At 69.9% G+C, this 14,306-nt stretch carries 13 protein-coding genes; 3 read left to right on the top strand and 10 right to left on the bottom strand.

Features of this window, described 5'->3' with window-relative positions:
• Positions 1-82: 82 nt before the first annotated feature.
• The 9 genes from Q8Q77_RS06540 to Q8Q77_RS06500 all read right to left on the bottom strand — a co-directional run bounded on the left by Q8Q77_RS06540 (position 83) and on the right by Q8Q77_RS06500 (position 9,098).
• On the bottom strand, positions 83-529 hold the full coding sequence (locus Q8Q77_RS06540; RefSeq protein ID WP_305582364.1) for a cytochrome c-type biogenesis protein: 447 nt from the start codon (positions 527-529) through the stop codon (positions 83-85).
• On the bottom strand, positions 526-2,499 hold the full coding sequence (locus Q8Q77_RS06535; protein ID WP_305582362.1) for a heme lyase CcmF/NrfE family subunit: 1,974 nt from the start codon (positions 2,497-2,499) through the stop codon (positions 526-528). Before Q8Q77_RS06535 ends, Q8Q77_RS06540 begins: the two co-directional genes overlap by 4 nt.
• A complete protein-coding gene (gene ccmE, locus Q8Q77_RS06530) occupies positions 2,496-2,987 on the bottom strand; it encodes a cytochrome c maturation protein CcmE (protein ID WP_305582359.1) in 492 nt (163 codons plus the stop codon). Before ccmE ends, Q8Q77_RS06535 begins: the two co-directional genes overlap by 4 nt.
• Complete coding sequence (ccmI, locus tag Q8Q77_RS06525; RefSeq protein ID WP_305582358.1) at positions 2,984-4,066, bottom strand: c-type cytochrome biogenesis protein CcmI; 1,083 nt, start codon at positions 4,064-4,066, stop codon at positions 2,984-2,986. Before ccmI ends, ccmE begins: the two co-directional genes overlap by 4 nt.
• 132 nt (positions 4,067-4,198) lie before the next feature.
• Positions 4,199-5,596 (bottom strand): hypothetical protein, encoded by a 1,398-nt coding sequence (locus Q8Q77_RS06520; RefSeq protein WP_305582356.1) that lies wholly within the window; start codon positions 5,594-5,596, stop codon positions 4,199-4,201.
• Between the two features lie 84 nt (positions 5,597-5,680).
• Complete coding sequence (locus Q8Q77_RS06515; RefSeq protein ID WP_371130420.1) at positions 5,681-7,054, bottom strand: sensor histidine kinase; 1,374 nt, start codon at positions 7,052-7,054, stop codon at positions 5,681-5,683.
• 11 nt (positions 7,055-7,065) lie between these two features.
• Positions 7,066-7,752, bottom strand: coding sequence for a response regulator transcription factor (locus Q8Q77_RS06510; protein WP_305582354.1), 687 nt, complete (start codon positions 7,750-7,752; stop codon positions 7,066-7,068).
• Positions 7,753-7,762: 10 nt separating this feature from the next.
• Complete coding sequence (locus Q8Q77_RS06505) at positions 7,763-8,098, bottom strand: PepSY domain-containing protein (protein WP_305582352.1); 336 nt, start codon at positions 8,096-8,098, stop codon at positions 7,763-7,765.
• 88 nt (positions 8,099-8,186) lie between these two features.
• Positions 8,187-9,098 carry a J domain-containing protein gene (locus Q8Q77_RS06500; protein WP_305582350.1) on the bottom strand — a complete coding sequence of 304 codons (912 nt, stop codon included), beginning with the start codon at positions 9,096-9,098 and terminating at the stop codon, positions 8,187-8,189.
• A 144-nt stretch (positions 9,099-9,242) separates the two neighbouring features.
• On the opposite strand from Q8Q77_RS06500, the gene Q8Q77_RS06495 reads away from it, so the two are divergent.
• On the top strand, positions 9,243-9,668 hold the full coding sequence (locus tag Q8Q77_RS06495) for a DUF805 domain-containing protein (RefSeq protein WP_305582348.1): 426 nt from the start codon (positions 9,243-9,245) through the stop codon (positions 9,666-9,668).
• On the opposite strand, the gene Q8Q77_RS06490 is transcribed toward Q8Q77_RS06495, so the two are convergent.
• Positions 9,665-10,129: a YcgN family cysteine cluster protein gene (locus Q8Q77_RS06490; RefSeq protein ID WP_305582346.1), complete on the bottom strand. Its 465-nt coding sequence runs from the start codon at positions 10,127-10,129 to the stop codon at positions 9,665-9,667. The two genes, Q8Q77_RS06495 and Q8Q77_RS06490, sit on opposite strands and share 4 nt — an antisense overlap.
• Positions 10,130-10,176: 47 nt before the next feature.
• Between Q8Q77_RS06490 and Q8Q77_RS06485 the strand changes: the two genes are divergently transcribed.
• Both Q8Q77_RS06485 and Q8Q77_RS06480 read left to right on the top strand, forming a co-directional pair.
• The gene (locus tag Q8Q77_RS06485; protein ID WP_305582344.1) at positions 10,177-12,330 is read left to right on the top strand and encodes a transglycosylase domain-containing protein; all 2,154 of its coding nucleotides are present in this window, start codon (positions 10,177-10,179) and stop codon (positions 12,328-12,330) included.
• A 43-nt stretch (positions 12,331-12,373) separates the two neighbouring features.
• Entirely contained in the window at positions 12,374-14,170 is a 1,797-nt protein-coding gene (locus tag Q8Q77_RS06480; RefSeq protein WP_305582342.1) for an ABC-F family ATP-binding cassette domain-containing protein, read from the top strand.
• The last annotated feature ends 136 nt before the right edge of the window (positions 14,171-14,306 follow it).

Below are 14,306 nucleotides of genomic sequence, written 5' to 3'. Positions count from 1 at the left end.
ATGCCAAAGAGCGCAACGTCTCTCAAGTTACGTTTAGGTCACGCTGCGAGCTTCATAGCGTCCGATGTTGGGCGCAACTTTGTCATGCTCCCTCATCGTCAGACATCCGCGCCAGCCGCGCGGCCTCGTCGGGCGAGAGTTCGTCGTCGGCCTGGCGGTTGCGGAACCCGCCGATCAGCAATAGCAACCCCAGCCCCACCACCAGAAACGGCGCGCCCCAGAGGGCGGCGTTGCCCCACGAGAAGGCTGGCTTCAACAGCACGTACTCCCCGTATCGGTCGGTGAGATGGTCGCGGACCTGATCGTCGGTCCTGCCGGCCTTGACCTCGTCGCGAACCAGGCGGCGCAGGTCGGCGGCCAGCTCGGCGTTGGAATCGTCGATGGATTCGTTCTGGCACACCAGGCAGCGGACCTCGCGGAAGATGGCGCGGGCCCGCGCCTCCTGCGCTGGATCGGCCAGCCGTTCGGCCGGATCGGAGGCCGCGGCCAGGCTCAGCACCGCCGCCAGTATGGCCAGGGTCCGTCTCACCCCTTGGCCTCCGCCCGGGCGCCGACCGCCATCCGCAGGCGGCGGTCCGACAGCGAGATCAGGCCGCCGAGCGCCATGATCGCCGGTCCGATGAAGATCAGCAGCGCCCAGGGGTTCCAATAGGCGCGCACCAGCCAGACCGGGCCTTCGGGCCCCGGCCGGCGTTCGCCCAACACCACATAAAGGTGGCTGACGCCGCGCGTACAGATGGCGACCTCGGAGGTGGTCTGTCCGCCGGTCGGATAGAAGCGCCGTTCGGGGCGGGGTTCGCAGACCAGCGCGTCGGCCCTGGTGGCGCGCAGATAGCCGCGCTCGGCCTCGTAGTTGGGTCCCTCGACGCCGCGGACCTGGTCCAGGACGAGGTGATAGGCGCCGACGTCCAGGCGGCCGCCCACGGGAATGGCCTCGGCGGCTTCCAGCTTCCAGCCGGTCTCGAAACAGGCCCCCAGCACGAAGACCCCCAGGCCCAGGTGCGCCAGGCTCATCCCCCAGGCGCCGCGCGGCAAGCCGCTGAAGCGCCGCCAGGTCCCGGCGATGGGGCCTCGGAACGCGCGGGTGCGCTCGGCGAGCTCGACGAAGGCGCCGACCACCAGCCAGGCGCCCAGGGCGATCCCGGCCGAGGCGAAGGCCTTGCGCGGACTGACTAGGGCGAAGGCCGCCAGGCCGCAGGCGAGCGCGATCAGGACCGCGACCCACAGGCGCTGGGCCACGCCGCGCGCGTCAGCCCGCTTCCAGGCCAGCAGCGGCCCGGCCGGCAACAGGATGGCCAGCGCCGCCATCAGGGGGGTGAAGGTCAGGTTGAAGAACGGAGGACCGACCGAGATCGCCTCGCCGGTCGCCGCTTCGCGGATCAGCGGATAGAGGGTGCCGAGCAGCACGGTCGCAGTCGCCGCCGCCAGCAGGATGTTGTTGAGCACCAGGGCGCTCTCGCGGCTGACCGGCGCGAACACCCCGCCCGGTTTCAGGGCCGGCGCCCGCCAGGCGAAGAGCGCGAAAGCCGCGCCCGCCGTGATCCCCAGGATGATCAGCAGCAGGGTCCCCCGGGTGGGGTCGACCGCGAAGGCATGGACCGAGGTCAGCACCCCCGAGCGCACCAGGAAAGCGCCCAGCATGGAAAAGGTGAACGCCGCCAGGGCCAGGAACACGGTCCAGCCGGCCAGCGCCCCGCGCTTCTCCGTGACGATGGCCGAGTGCAGCAGGGCCGTGGCCGCGAGCCAGGGCATGAACGAGGCGTTCTCGACCGGGTCCCAGAACCACCAGCCGCCCCAGCCCAGCTCGTAATAGGCCCAGAAGGCGCCGAGCGTGATCCCGACGGTGAGCGCGCTCCAAGCGCCGAGCGTCCAGGGCCGCACCCAGCGGGCCCAGGCGGCGTCCACCCGGCCCTCCACCAGGGCGGCCACGGCGAAGGAGAAGACCACCGAGAGCCCGACATAGCCGAGGTAGAGCATGGGCGGATGGAAGGCGAGCGCCGGGTCCTGCAGCAGTGGATTGAGCGAGCGGCCCTGCACGGGCGGCGCATCCAGGCGGGCGAAGGGATTGGAGGCCAGCACCGTGTAGGCCAGGAACACCACGCCTAGGCCACCCTGCACCGCCACGGTGAGGGCTTTCAGGCCAAGCGGCAGGCCGCGCCCGAAACCGGCCACCGCGGCGCCGCAACCCGTGAGCGCCAGGCACCACAGCAGCATGGAGCCTTCATGACTGCCCCAAGTCCCAGCGATCCGGTAGAGCAGCGGCTTGTCGCTGTGGGAGTTGGCCGCGACATTGGCCACTGAGAAGTCCGAGGTCACGAAGGCGTACATCAGCGCCGCGAAGGCCACGGCGAGCCCGGCGAAGGCCGCCAGGGCCGCGCCTTCCCCGGCCCCGGCCAGCACTTGGGCCCGCTTCAGGCGCCCGGCGGTCGACAGCACGAGCTGGGCCAGCGAGAGCGCCAGGGCCAGGACGAGCGCGAAGGCTCCGATCTCGACGATCATTCGCCGTCCTTGGCGTAGATCGGCGGCGGCGCGCCCTCGCCGCGCCACTCGCCCTGTACCTTGAGCGCCTTGGACACCTCGCGCGGCATGTACTTCTCATCATGCTTGGCCAGCACCTGCTTGGCCTCGAAGCCGCCGTCGGGCCGGAAAGCGCCGGTGGCCACGATGCCCTGTCCTTCGCGGAACAGGTCGGGGAGGTCGCCGGAGAAGGCGACGCGGGTGGTCGCGACCCGATCGGCGACGGTGAACTCCACGCGGCCGTCGGGATGCTTCACGACACTGCCGGTCTGAACCAGTCCGCCAAGCTGGATCGCGCGCCCCGGCGGCGGCTTGGCGGCCAGGGCCTGGGACGGGGTGTAGAAGAACGAGATCGAGTCCGAGAGCCCCCACAGCGTCAGGCCCACGGCCAGGGCCAGGACGGGGGCGATGGCGGCCAGCAGCATCAGGCGGCGGCGCGCTTTCGGGGACTTGGGCAGCCAACCGCTCATGGTTGGGGCCTCCGCATGGGCGCTGTCTTGGCGGCGATGTCCAGCGCCTTGAGGATTTCGGGCCGATCGGCGTAGCGGGCGCGGGCCTTGGCGAGCGCGGCGTCGCGCTGAGAGTCCTGGCCCAGCACGGCCTGGGAGCGCACCAGCCGCACCCAGCCCTCGGGATCCTCCGGCGAGGCCTCCAGCCGGGCGGCTAGGCCCTCCACCATGCCGCGGATCGCGGCCATTTGATCGGTGGCGGCCGCCGGCGCGCCTTGTGCCTGGGCGATGGCGGTCTCCACGGCGGCGCGGCGGGGATCACCCCGGGGCAATTCGGACGCCAGGGCCTTCCAGTCGGCCAGGCCGCCGGCGCGGTCTCCAGCCTCGATGCGGGCCGCGGCCAGGTGGAACCGCGAGATGGCGGACCTGGGATCGCGCTTCAGCGCCTCGGCGAAGGCACGCTGAGCCTGGGGGGTGACCTGGCCGCCGGCCTCGATCATCAGGACCTCGCCCAGCCCCTCCCACAGGTCGACCCGCCGGGGCGCCAGTTCAATGCCGCGGCGCAGGGCGCGGATCGCGCCGCTGGGATTACCAGCGGCGATCTCGGCCTTGGCCAGGAAGCCGTAGGCCTCCGCGTCGGGGCCGCGCTCGGCGATCAACGCCTTGAGGACCACGGCCATCTGGGGCGCCGTCAGCATGGAGGGATCCAGCGCGCGCCAAGTAGCGATGCGGGCGCCGAAAGGCTGGTCGGCCAGGCCCGGCGCGCCGACAGCAAGGTAAAGGCCAAGGGCGGCAAGTGGCGCGACGAGGGCCGCGACGAGCACCGGGCGGCGGTGGCCGATCTCGGCGGTCCAGGGTTCCACTGCGGCGTCAGCGACCGACAATAGGCGCCGCGCCGCCTCGGCGTGGGCGCTCTTGCGTTCGCCCTCCGCGATCAGGCCACGCTCGGCCAGGTCGTCGAACTCCCGGAGCTGGCGGCGATAGACCTCGCTCGTCGGGTCGGAGGACCCGGCGCGGAGGGCCGCGCGAGCGGCGGTCTGCAGGATGAGGCCGGCCGCGGCGGCGGAAAGCACGCCCGCGACCACCCAGAAGACGATCATGCTGCGCGTTTATCTGAAACGATCGACGGGTTCTAGAGCGCCTTGCGGCGAAGTGGGCGCCGGTTCGACGCCAGAAGGAGCGACCCTTCAGATGTTTAGAGCGCGCTCCGATTTCATCGGCGCGAGTGCGCTCTAGACCGGCTTGGCCGGGTCGTCGGCATAGGTCGGCGGCGGAGGTTTCCTGGCGCCGAAGGCCGTGGCGGCGCGACGGCGCACGATGTCGCCGGCCCGGGGTTCGTGGATCGGCGCGGCGAACTCGGCGGCGATCTGCAGGAAGCGCGCGGCGATCTCGCGGTCGGGAACCTCGTCGTCGCGGACCAGCGACAAGACTTCCTCGACATAGTTGTCCAGCGTCTCGCCCGCCTGCTCCATGACCTTGGCGCGGGTGGAGGCGAAGCCGCCATAGTTGGCGCTGGGCCGGATGGCTTCGGCGAAAGCCAGCAGGGTGCGGCAACGGTCGACCAGCTTCAGGTCGGGTGCGAGGGTCAGGCGCGGTTCCGTGCGCATCGTTCGCGCCACGCGTACCTTGTGATTGGGAAGGGCCTGGCCCAGCACCTTGTCCAATTCGCGTAGCCGACCCTCGACCACCGCGGCCAGGGTCTGCTTCTGCTTCTGGACCCGCAGGCCCCAGCCGCTCTCCCGCGACAGCTCGATCGAGCTTTCGATCTCGGTGATCTGATGGGTCAGGGTCTCGACCGTCGCGGCGGCGGCGAGCCCGCCCGGCACGCCGCTGTTCAGGTCGAAGTCGGCGACGCGCTTCAGGTTGGCGTCGATGTTCTCCATCAGGCGAACAGCGAACACCGCCAGTTCCGAACCCGCCAGGTAGCTTTCGGTCGGGCGGTCCATGACCGCCGAGACCACGCGCAGGATCATCCACGGCTCGGCGAGTTGGGCGGCCAGCATTTCGAAGAAGCGCGGACCTGCGTCGTCGGCTTCGAGGATGGCGTCCTTGTAGGCCACCCGGGCCGCAGCCGCGTGCTCCTCAGTGAACCGGCCGATCCATTCCGGCAACCGTAGGGTCGCCTGGCGCACCACCGGACCCAAGGCCAGGCAGGCCAGCATCTGCTGAGTTCCGCCCGGGCGCGCCTGTTCGATGGCGGCGATGGCGGCGATGAAGTCGCGCTGCTCGGCCGCCCGCAGGCCGTCGGCGGCCATCAGCGCCAGGAGGTCGAACGGTTCGGTGGAGCTGTCGCCGGGACGATATTCGTCGAGCGCTCGCGCGGCCCGCGCGGTCTCGACCGCCGCCTGGGCCTTCAGGCCGCGCCAGAGCAGGGCCAGCGCCGCCTTTGGAAAGACGATGCGGGACTTGTCGGCCGGGTCGCCCGCGAACAGGGGCGCTATGGGCTCCAGGACCCGGTTGCGCAGGTTGCGGTCAGCCACCTCGGCCTCGACCACCCGGCGCACGCCGGCCAGGGCGGTGTCGCCCTCGGCTGCGGCCAGGGCGTTGTGCAGACCGGTGACCACCTTGTCGGGGGCGTGCTCGACGAGGTTGCGGATGATGTTGATCTTGGCGTCGGGCAAGCCGGCCATCGGGGAAGCTCCAGGCGCTGCCGACAGGCGCGCGCGGAGCATCATGCTTGTCGCCGGTTAAGGCTTTCCGAAAACCAAGCGAATTCAAGCTTCAGCGCGCGGCAGATCCAACTCGACCAAGAGCCCGCCCAAGCGCGCCTGGCCCAACTTGAGCGAGCCGCCGTAGGCCCGCGCCAGCTCGTCGATAATGGAGAGGCCAAGGCCCGATCCCGGCGCGCTCTCGTCCAGCCGCGCGCCGCGCCGGATCACTTCCTCACGCTCTTCAGGGGTCAGACCCGGTCCGTCGTCCTCGATGGAAAGCCTGAAGCGCTCAGGAGAAACCGGCGCGGTGCGGATCCGGACCCTGGTTCTGCACCACTTGCCGGCGTTCTCCATGGCGTTGCCCGCCAGCTCCAGCAGGTCCTGGCGTTCGCCCAGGAAGAAGAGGTCGTCGGGCGCGTCCCAGTCGATCTCCACCCCCTTGTCTAGGAAGATGCGCTCCAGGGTGCGCGACAATTCGTCCAGCACATCGGCGACCGACGTGCGTTCCCCCGAACCCTGGGTTCGGGCTGCGGCGCGGGCGCGACGCAGGTGGTGGTCGACCTGCTGATGCATGGCCTCAGCCTGCTCTTCGACGACATCGGCCAGCGGTCCCTTGGACTGGCGGGCCTCGGTCAGCATCACCGAGAGCGGGGTCTTGAGCGCATGGGCCAGGTTGCCGACGTGGGTTCGCTGGCGCTCCACGACCTCCTGGTTGTGGGCCATCAGGGCGTTGAGTTCGTCAGCCAGCGGCGACAGCTCCGTGGGATAGACCCGCACCACTCGCTCGGCCTTGCCCCGGCGCACCGAAGCGACCTCGCGGCGCAGGGCAAACAGGGGATTGAGGCCCACCCGGACCTGGATCACGACGGCGGCCACCATGCCGACGCCCAACAAGACGAAGACCACAGCCGTGGCGGTGATGAAGTTGCGCACGTCGCGGTCGACCGGGCCGCGGTCCTCGGCGGCCATGAAGATCACCGGGGCAGCGCGGTTGGGCAGCTTGACCTGGGTGGCCATGGCCCGCAGCGGCTGGTCCAGCGGATCGCGGGTGTCATAGGAGACCGGCTGCCCGGGGTGGGCGCTGAGCTGGCCTCCGATGCCCGGCGGCGCCTTCAACTCGGAGTCCCAGAGGGACCGCGAGCGGACCAGCACGCGCAGGCCGCCTTGCGGCGTCGGCTCGGCGATCTGCCAGTACTTTCCGGAGAACGCCCGCAGGGCCCGCAGGTCGGTCAGGGCCGGAGCGATCACCTGCCCGCCGTCGTCGATCGAGGTGCCGGCGGTGAGGTTATCGATGAGTTCGGCAAGACCCTGGTCGAACCGGCGGATCGCCGCCTGCTGGAACAGCAGGGCCAGCACGATGGCCGAGACGAGCAGGACCGCGAGCGTCCATCCGGCCGCCAGGATCACCAGCCGCCGGACGAGGGAGGGACGTCTCAACGCCTCCAGGGTCACGTGGCGGCGCCGCCCAATTCCTCGGCGGGCGCGGTCAGACGGTAGCCCAGGCCGCGCACGGTCTCGATGCGGTCCGCGCCGATCTTCTTGCGGACCCGGCCGATGAACACCTCGATGGTGTTGGAGTCGCGATCGAAGTCCTGATCGTACAGGTGTTCGACCAGCTCGGTGCGGCTGATCACCCGGCCCTGATGCATCATCAGATAGTGCAGAAGGCGGTATTCCAGCGAGGTGAGCCGCAGCGGTTCGCCGTTCACCGTGGCCCGCGCGGCGCGGGGATCCAGCCGCAGTCCGCCGATCGACAGGCTGGGCGCCGCGTGGCCGGCCGAGCGGCGCAGCAGGGCGCGCAACCGCGCCAGCAACTCCTCGGTGTGGAACGGCTTGGTCAGATAGTCGTCAGCGCCGGCGTCGAAGCCCGCGACCTTCTCGCTCCAGGCGCCACGGGCGGTGAGGATCAGCACCGGCGCGGCCATGCTGCCGCGCCGCCAGCGCTCCAGCACCGAGACCCCGTCCACCTTGGGCAGACCGAGGTCCAGGATCACCGCGTCATAAGGCTCGGTCTCGCCCAGGAACTGGGCCTCCTCCCCGTCCGGCGCGTGGTCCACCGCGTAGCCGGCGTCGCCGAGCGCGGCCTTCAGTTGCCGCGACAGGTCAGGATCGTCCTCGACCAGCAGGATGCGCATGGGAAGCCCCTTAGCCGCCTTGGCGGGAGATTATCGCGCCGCTCTGGGCGTCGACGATGAAGATGATGACCCGGCCGTCATTGGTCTGCCATTGGACGAAATAGACGGGCCGGCCGCCGATTTCGCCCTGGGTGGTGTTCAGCTGGCGGCCCGGCGTGCGCGAGGCGATCATGGCGATGACCTGGGCCAGCGGCGCCTGACGGCCTCCACGGACGGCGGCTCGCGCGGCGTCCTGGTCCCCACGGCCGCCGCCATAGGACGGACGGCCATAGTCCGGCGCAGGCTGAGCAGCCGCTCCGAGAGGGGTCGCGGCCAGCAGGGCGGCGATGACGAACAGACGCTTCATGGCGCTCGATCTACCGCCCGATCACTGAACCGGGCCTGAATGGCAGGTTTATGAAGAGGTTGCGGCGGTCTGTCACGCCGCGGAAGGCCTATCCCTTTCGTCGCGGCGTGTACGGCCGCTCCTTGCGCCAGCGTTCGGCGAAGGCCTCGAGCTCGGGGTCGGTCTTGTCCGGCATCATCAGGACGATCCGGCCCAGCAGGTCGCCACGCTTACCGCGCGCGTCTGACAGGCCCCGGCCCTTCAGCCGCAGGGATTGGCCGCTGTTGGCGCCTTTGGGAATGGTGAGCGAGACCGGGCCGTCGGGGGTCGGCGCCTCGACCTTCCCGCCCAGCACGGCGTCAGGGATGCTGACCGCCAGGTCCATCACCAGGGCCGCGCCCTCGCGGCGGAACACCGGGTGGGGTTTCACGGTGAGCTCGATGAAGGCGTCGCCCGGCCCGGCGCGGCCCGGCGAGCCCTGCCCCTTCAGGCGCAGGGTCTGGCCTTCCTCCGCGCCCTTGGGAATGGTGACGTCGATCGTGCGGCCGTCCGAGAAGGCGATGCGCTTCTTGGAACCGTGGATGGTCTCTTCCAGATCGATATCGAGCTTGGCGCGCACGTCGGCGCCGCGTTGAGAGAAGCCGCCGAAGCCGGCGCCACCCTGGCCGCGACGCCCCAGGATCTCGCTGAACAGGTCGCCCAGGTCACCGCCTTCCATCCCGTCAGGTCCGCGACCGCCGCCGCCCGGCTGGCCCCACGGGCCGCCGCCGCCGCCGCCGAACCCGCGCATGGTCTCGCGCCCGTCGGCGTCGATCTCGCCGGCGTCGAACTTCTTGCGCTTCTCGACATCGCCCAGGATGTCGAACGCCGCGCTGACCTGCTTGAACCGGTCCTCGGCGGCCTTGTTGCCTGGATTGGTGTCCGGGTGGTGCTGCTTGGCGAGCTTGCGGAACGCCTTGCGGACCTCATCGGCGCTCGCGCCACGAGATACGCCCAGTTCCTGATACGGGTCGCGCGCCAAGGGAAAGAAACCTCATGGAAAGTGGGGGGAAGGTATAGCGCCTCAATTAGGCGGTTTGCAGCGGGGCGCAAGCTCTGTTGTGGCAAAAATGACACATCAAATGGACGCTGGCCGAGTCCAGGCCTGCGGTTTCGTGAGGACGTGATGGTTGCTGTGCTGTTTTCCCTGGCGGGACGGATCGGGCGCCTGACCTTCTGGATCGGCGCCATCGGCCTGTTCCTGGGGCTCCTCGCCTATCAGTACCTGACCGGCGGCCTGGTCCTGATCCTGATCGGCTACGCCATCTGGGCCTATCCGCAAGCCGCCTTGCTTGTGAAGCGGCTGCACGATGTCAATCGCTCCGGCTGGTGGGCCCTGGCGCCGGCCGCGGCCCTGGTCCTGGGCGGTGTGATCTTCGGCTTGGGCGACACCGCCGGAACGGCCTCTCCCCTGCGCATGATCAGCTTCTCCGTGCCGATGGCCTGCGGGATCGGGTTCGCCCTGGGCTTCCTCGCCTGGGTGGGCTCGAAGGCAGGCTCCGTGCGCGAGAACCGGTTCGGCCCGCCACCCGAACCCTTCGACGGCGACTAGTCCCGGCCACGCTCCTCCATGAGGTCCCAGGCGGCGTGATCAATCGCGTCCTCGGGATCGGCCAGGGTCTCCTCGCTGATGGTCTCACCGCGGATGGAGACGCCCGCGGTGTGCACGGTTTCAGGATCGCCCGAGACCAGCGGATGCCAGTCGGCCAAACCTCGACCCTCATTGATCCTCCGGTAGGCGCAGCTGAGCGGCATCCAGGCCAGCGCATCGATATTGTGCGGCGTCAGCTTGATGCAGTCGGGCACATGGCGCTTGCGGTTTGCGTAGTCGGTGCAGGCGCACTTATCGGAATCGAACAGCTTGCAGTGGACGCGGGTGGGGATCACCTCGCCCGATTCCTCGTCCTCGAAGCGCACCAGGCAGCACAGGCCGCAGCCGTCGCACAGGCTCTCCCACTCGCGCACGGTCATATGCGTGAGGGCTTTCGTTTCCCAGAAAGGTCTCGAAGCCATGCTATGGGCGTCCTGCATCCAAAGATCCCGACCGGCCCAGAATATCCGTGACCGACGCGAACGACCAACCAGACGGCCTGCGGCCGGGGCCAAGGCGTGAGCCTGGGCCGGACCCGGACGAACCGTTCCGAGCCGACCTGCCGCGCCCCGCGCGGAAAGGCAAGGGCGGCAAGCCGGCGCGCCGGCGCGGCGGATGGCTGGTCAAGCTGCTGGTCGCGCTGCTCGCGGCCCTGGGGCTGGCGGCCGCGGGCGGCGCCTACTACCTGCAGAAAGTGTTCCTGACCGACCTGCCGCGGCTGCCCGGGCGGGAGCGTCTGTACGCGGTCAACCGGGCGCCGGCGATCAAGTTCTTCGACCGCACTGGAGCCCTGATCGCCTCGCGAGGCCCGAAGTACGGCGATCGGGTCCGCGTCGCCGACCTGCCCAAGCACGTGCCCTACGCCTTCCTCGCGGCCGAGGACCGGCGCTTCTACCAGCATGGCGCCGTCGACATCTGGGCCATCGGCCGCGCCGCCTACGCCAACTGGAAGGCCGGCGCCGTCGTCGAGGGCGGCTCGACCCTGGCCCAGCAGATCACCAAGAACATGTTCCTGACCCCGGATCAGACGCTGAGGCGCAAGATTCAGGAGGCAGCCCTCGCCTATCGCCTCGAAGCGATGCTCAGCAAGGACGAGGTGCTGGAGCTCTACCTCAACCGCATCTATTTCGGGGCCAACACCTTCGGCCTCGACGGCGCCGCGCGCACCTATTTCGACAAGCCGGCCAGCCAGCTCACCCTGGGGGAAGCCGCGCTGCTGGCGGCCCTGCCCAAGGCGCCTTCGCGGATGGCCCTGCATCGCAACATGGACAAGGCCGTGGCGCGCCAGCGCCTGGTCCTGGCGCGGATGGCCGAGGAGGGCTGGATCTCCGACGCCCAGCTCCAGGCCGCGCTCGCCGAACGCCCGAAGATCGGCTCCAAGGCGATGTCGGACGGTGGCGACTTCGGCTACGTCCTCGACTATGCGACTAACGAGGTCCTGGCCCTGGTCGGGACCAACTCGCCGGACCTGATGGTGCGCCTGACCATCGATCCAAAGCTGCAGGCGGCCGGCGCCCACGCCCTGCGGCAGGTCGTGGCGAACCAGGGCCGAGGCGGGCCCAGCCAGGGCGCCCTGCTGGCCATCGACGACCACGGCGCGATACGCACGATGGTGGGCGGCGTCGACTACAGCCAGAGCGTCTTCAACCGCGCGGTGCAGGCCAAGCGCCAGCCGGGCTCGTCCTTCAAGCCGTTCGTCTACGCTGCGGCCCTGGAGCACGGCGTGCTGCCGTCCGACACCCGCATCGACAGCCCGGTGAGGTACGGCGACTGGAGCCCCGGCAACTATGGCGGCGGCTATCGTGGTCCGGTGACCGTCAGCACGGCCCTGGCGCTCTCCATCAACACCGTGGCTGTGAAGCTGGGATACGAGGCCGGCACAGCGGCGATCGGCGACCTGGCCAATCGGTTCGGCCTGACCACCATTCCCGCCAACCCCAACCTCTCGGTCGCGCTGGGCGCCTACGAGGTCCCCCTGATCCAGATGGTTGCGGGCTACCAAGTATTCCAGCAGGCCGGGAACCGCATCACCCCCTATGTGATCGACGAGATTCAGACGGTGAGCGGACAGCCGGTGTTCAGCCACCAGACCGCCTCGCCCCTCCCGGTCTACGACCTGCCTCGCGCCAGCATGATGGTGCGCATGATGATGAAGGTGATCGCCGCGGGCACGGGCACGGGGGCGGCGATCGGTCGTCCGGCGGCGGGCAAGACCGGCACCAGCCAGAACTGGCGCGACGCCTGGTTCATCGGCTTTACCCCCGACATGACCGCTGGCGTCTGGGTGGGCAACGACGACGACCGGCCCATGAACCGGGTGACGGGAGGCGAGGTCGCCGCCGAGATCTGGCGGCGCTACATGCTGGTCGCTCACGAGACCCTGCCCGCCCGCGACTTCGACTGGCTGCTGCCCGACCCCGAGGGCGGCGATGGCGAACTCCAGCCCGGCGGGCCGGTGGAATATCAGGACGACCCGCGCAACGACTTCTACGGAAGCCTGGCCGACGAGTTCTCGCAGGCCGCCGCCCCTGAACCCGAATCGCCCGCCGCCGCCGTGCCGGACGCCCCCGAACCCTATCCCCGCGACCCCGAACCTTATCGCGACGAGCGCGAGCCAAACTGACGGGCTTGGTAAGCGGGCCGCGCGCGGCTATGTCCCTCCCCGCATGAAGCCCCCCATCCTCGCGCTCAAGGACGTCCGCCTCGCCGACGGCCCCAAGATGCTGTTCGACGGCGTCGACCTGGCCGTCGAGCCGAGGGCGCGCGCCTGCCTGGTCGGTCGCAACGGCGCGGGCAAGTCGACCCTGCTGCGGGTGCTCGCCGGCCAGACCCAGGCCGACGACGGCGAGCGCGCCATCCAGCCGGGGACCCGCGTGGCCTATGTGCCCCAGGAACCGGAGATCGTCGGCGCGACCCTGCTGGACCATGCGGTCGCGGGCGGCGCGGCGACCCACGAGGCCGAGGCGGCGCTCGCCCTGTTCGGTGTCGATCCGGGCAAGTCCACCTCGGGCCTGTCGGGCGGTGAGATCCGCCGCGCGGCCCTGGCGCGGGCCTTCGCCGAACACCCAGACATCCTGCTGCTGGACGAACCGACCAACCACCTGGACATCCTGGCGATCGAAACCCTGGAGACCGAGCTCTCCAAATCCAAGGCCGCACTGGTCATCGTCAGCCACGACCGCGCCTTCCTTGAGCGCACCACCAACCGATCGTTCTGGCTTGAGCACCGCCGGGTGCGCCGCCTGGACAAGGGCTTCAAACACTTCGACGACTGGGTCGAACGCATCCTGGCCGCCGAGGTCGAGGAGGATCGCCGCCTCGACAAGCAGCTCGAGCGCGAGGAGTACTGGCTGCGGCGCGGCGTCACCGGCCGCCGGGCCCGCAACGAGGGCCGCCGCCGCGCCCTGATGGACCTGCGCCAGACCAAGGCCGAGCGGCTGAAGGAGGCGCGCGGCTCCCTCTCCATGAACATCGCCTCGTCCGGGACTTCGGGCCAGCGCGTGGCCGAGGTGAAGGGGATCGAGAAGACCTATGGCGACCGCACCCTGCTGAAGGGCTTCTCCACCCGCATCCTGCGCGGCGACCGGGTGGCCATCGTCGGACCGAACGGCGCGGGCAAGACAACCCTGGTCAAGCTGCTGCTGGGCGAGATCCCGCCCGACGCCGGCAGCGTCAATCTCGGGGTCAATCTGGACGTGGCCTATATCGACCAGGCCCGGGCCGACCTGAAGCCCGACATGATGCTGCGCGACGTCCTGACCCCGCTGGGCGGCGACCAGGTGATGGTCCGTGGCCAGCCCAAGCACGTGGCCTCCTACGCCCGCGAATTCCTGTTCAGCGACAACCAGCTGCGCCAGCCGGTGCGCAGCCTGTCGGGCGGGGAGCGCAACCGCCTGCTGCTGGCCCGGGCGCTCGCTACGCCAGCCAACCTGATCGTCCTCGACGAACCGACCAACGACCTCGACATGGACACCCTGGACCTGCTGGAGGACCTGCTGGCCGACTATGAGGGCACCCTGATCCTGGTCAGCCACGATCGCGACTTCATCGACCGGCTGGCCACCTCGACCATCGCCCTCGACGGTCACGGCCGGGTGGTGGAAACCCCCGGCGGCTGGCAGGACTTCCTCTCGCAGAACCCGGGCTTCTTCCAGGCCATCGAGGCCAAGGCCGCGCCGGCGCCGGACAAGGCCCCGCCCAGGGCCGAGCCGGCCAAGCCGACCAAGCTTTCCTACAAGGACCAGCGGCGCCTGCAGGAGCTGGAGGCCGCCGTCGCCGCCCTGCCCGGCAAGATCGCCAAGCTGGAGGCCGACCTGCACGATCCGGCCCTCTACACCCGCGATCCGGCCAGGTTCCAATCGATCAACAAGGCGCTGGAAACCGCGCGCGCCGACCTCGCCGCTTCGGAAGAGGAATGGCTGGAGCTGGAAGTGCGGCGGGAAGCGCTCGAAGCGAGCCGCTAGAGCCTGACCGCTGCTGATTGAATCGGGATTCCGGTTGTCTGCGGATCATGATTCAAGATGTGGGCTGGGCAGGAGGCCAGCTTGCATGGCGCGTCCTTACTCTTCTGACCTTCGGGATCGAGTGGCGGGGTTCGTG

The sequence above is a fragment of the Phenylobacterium sp. genome (genome assembly GCF_030698145.1).
GTDB lineage: Bacteria > Pseudomonadota > Alphaproteobacteria > Caulobacterales > Caulobacteraceae > Phenylobacterium.
The sequence above is the reverse complement of the archived record's forward strand: the minus strand, read 5'-3'. Positions and strand labels throughout refer to the sequence as shown.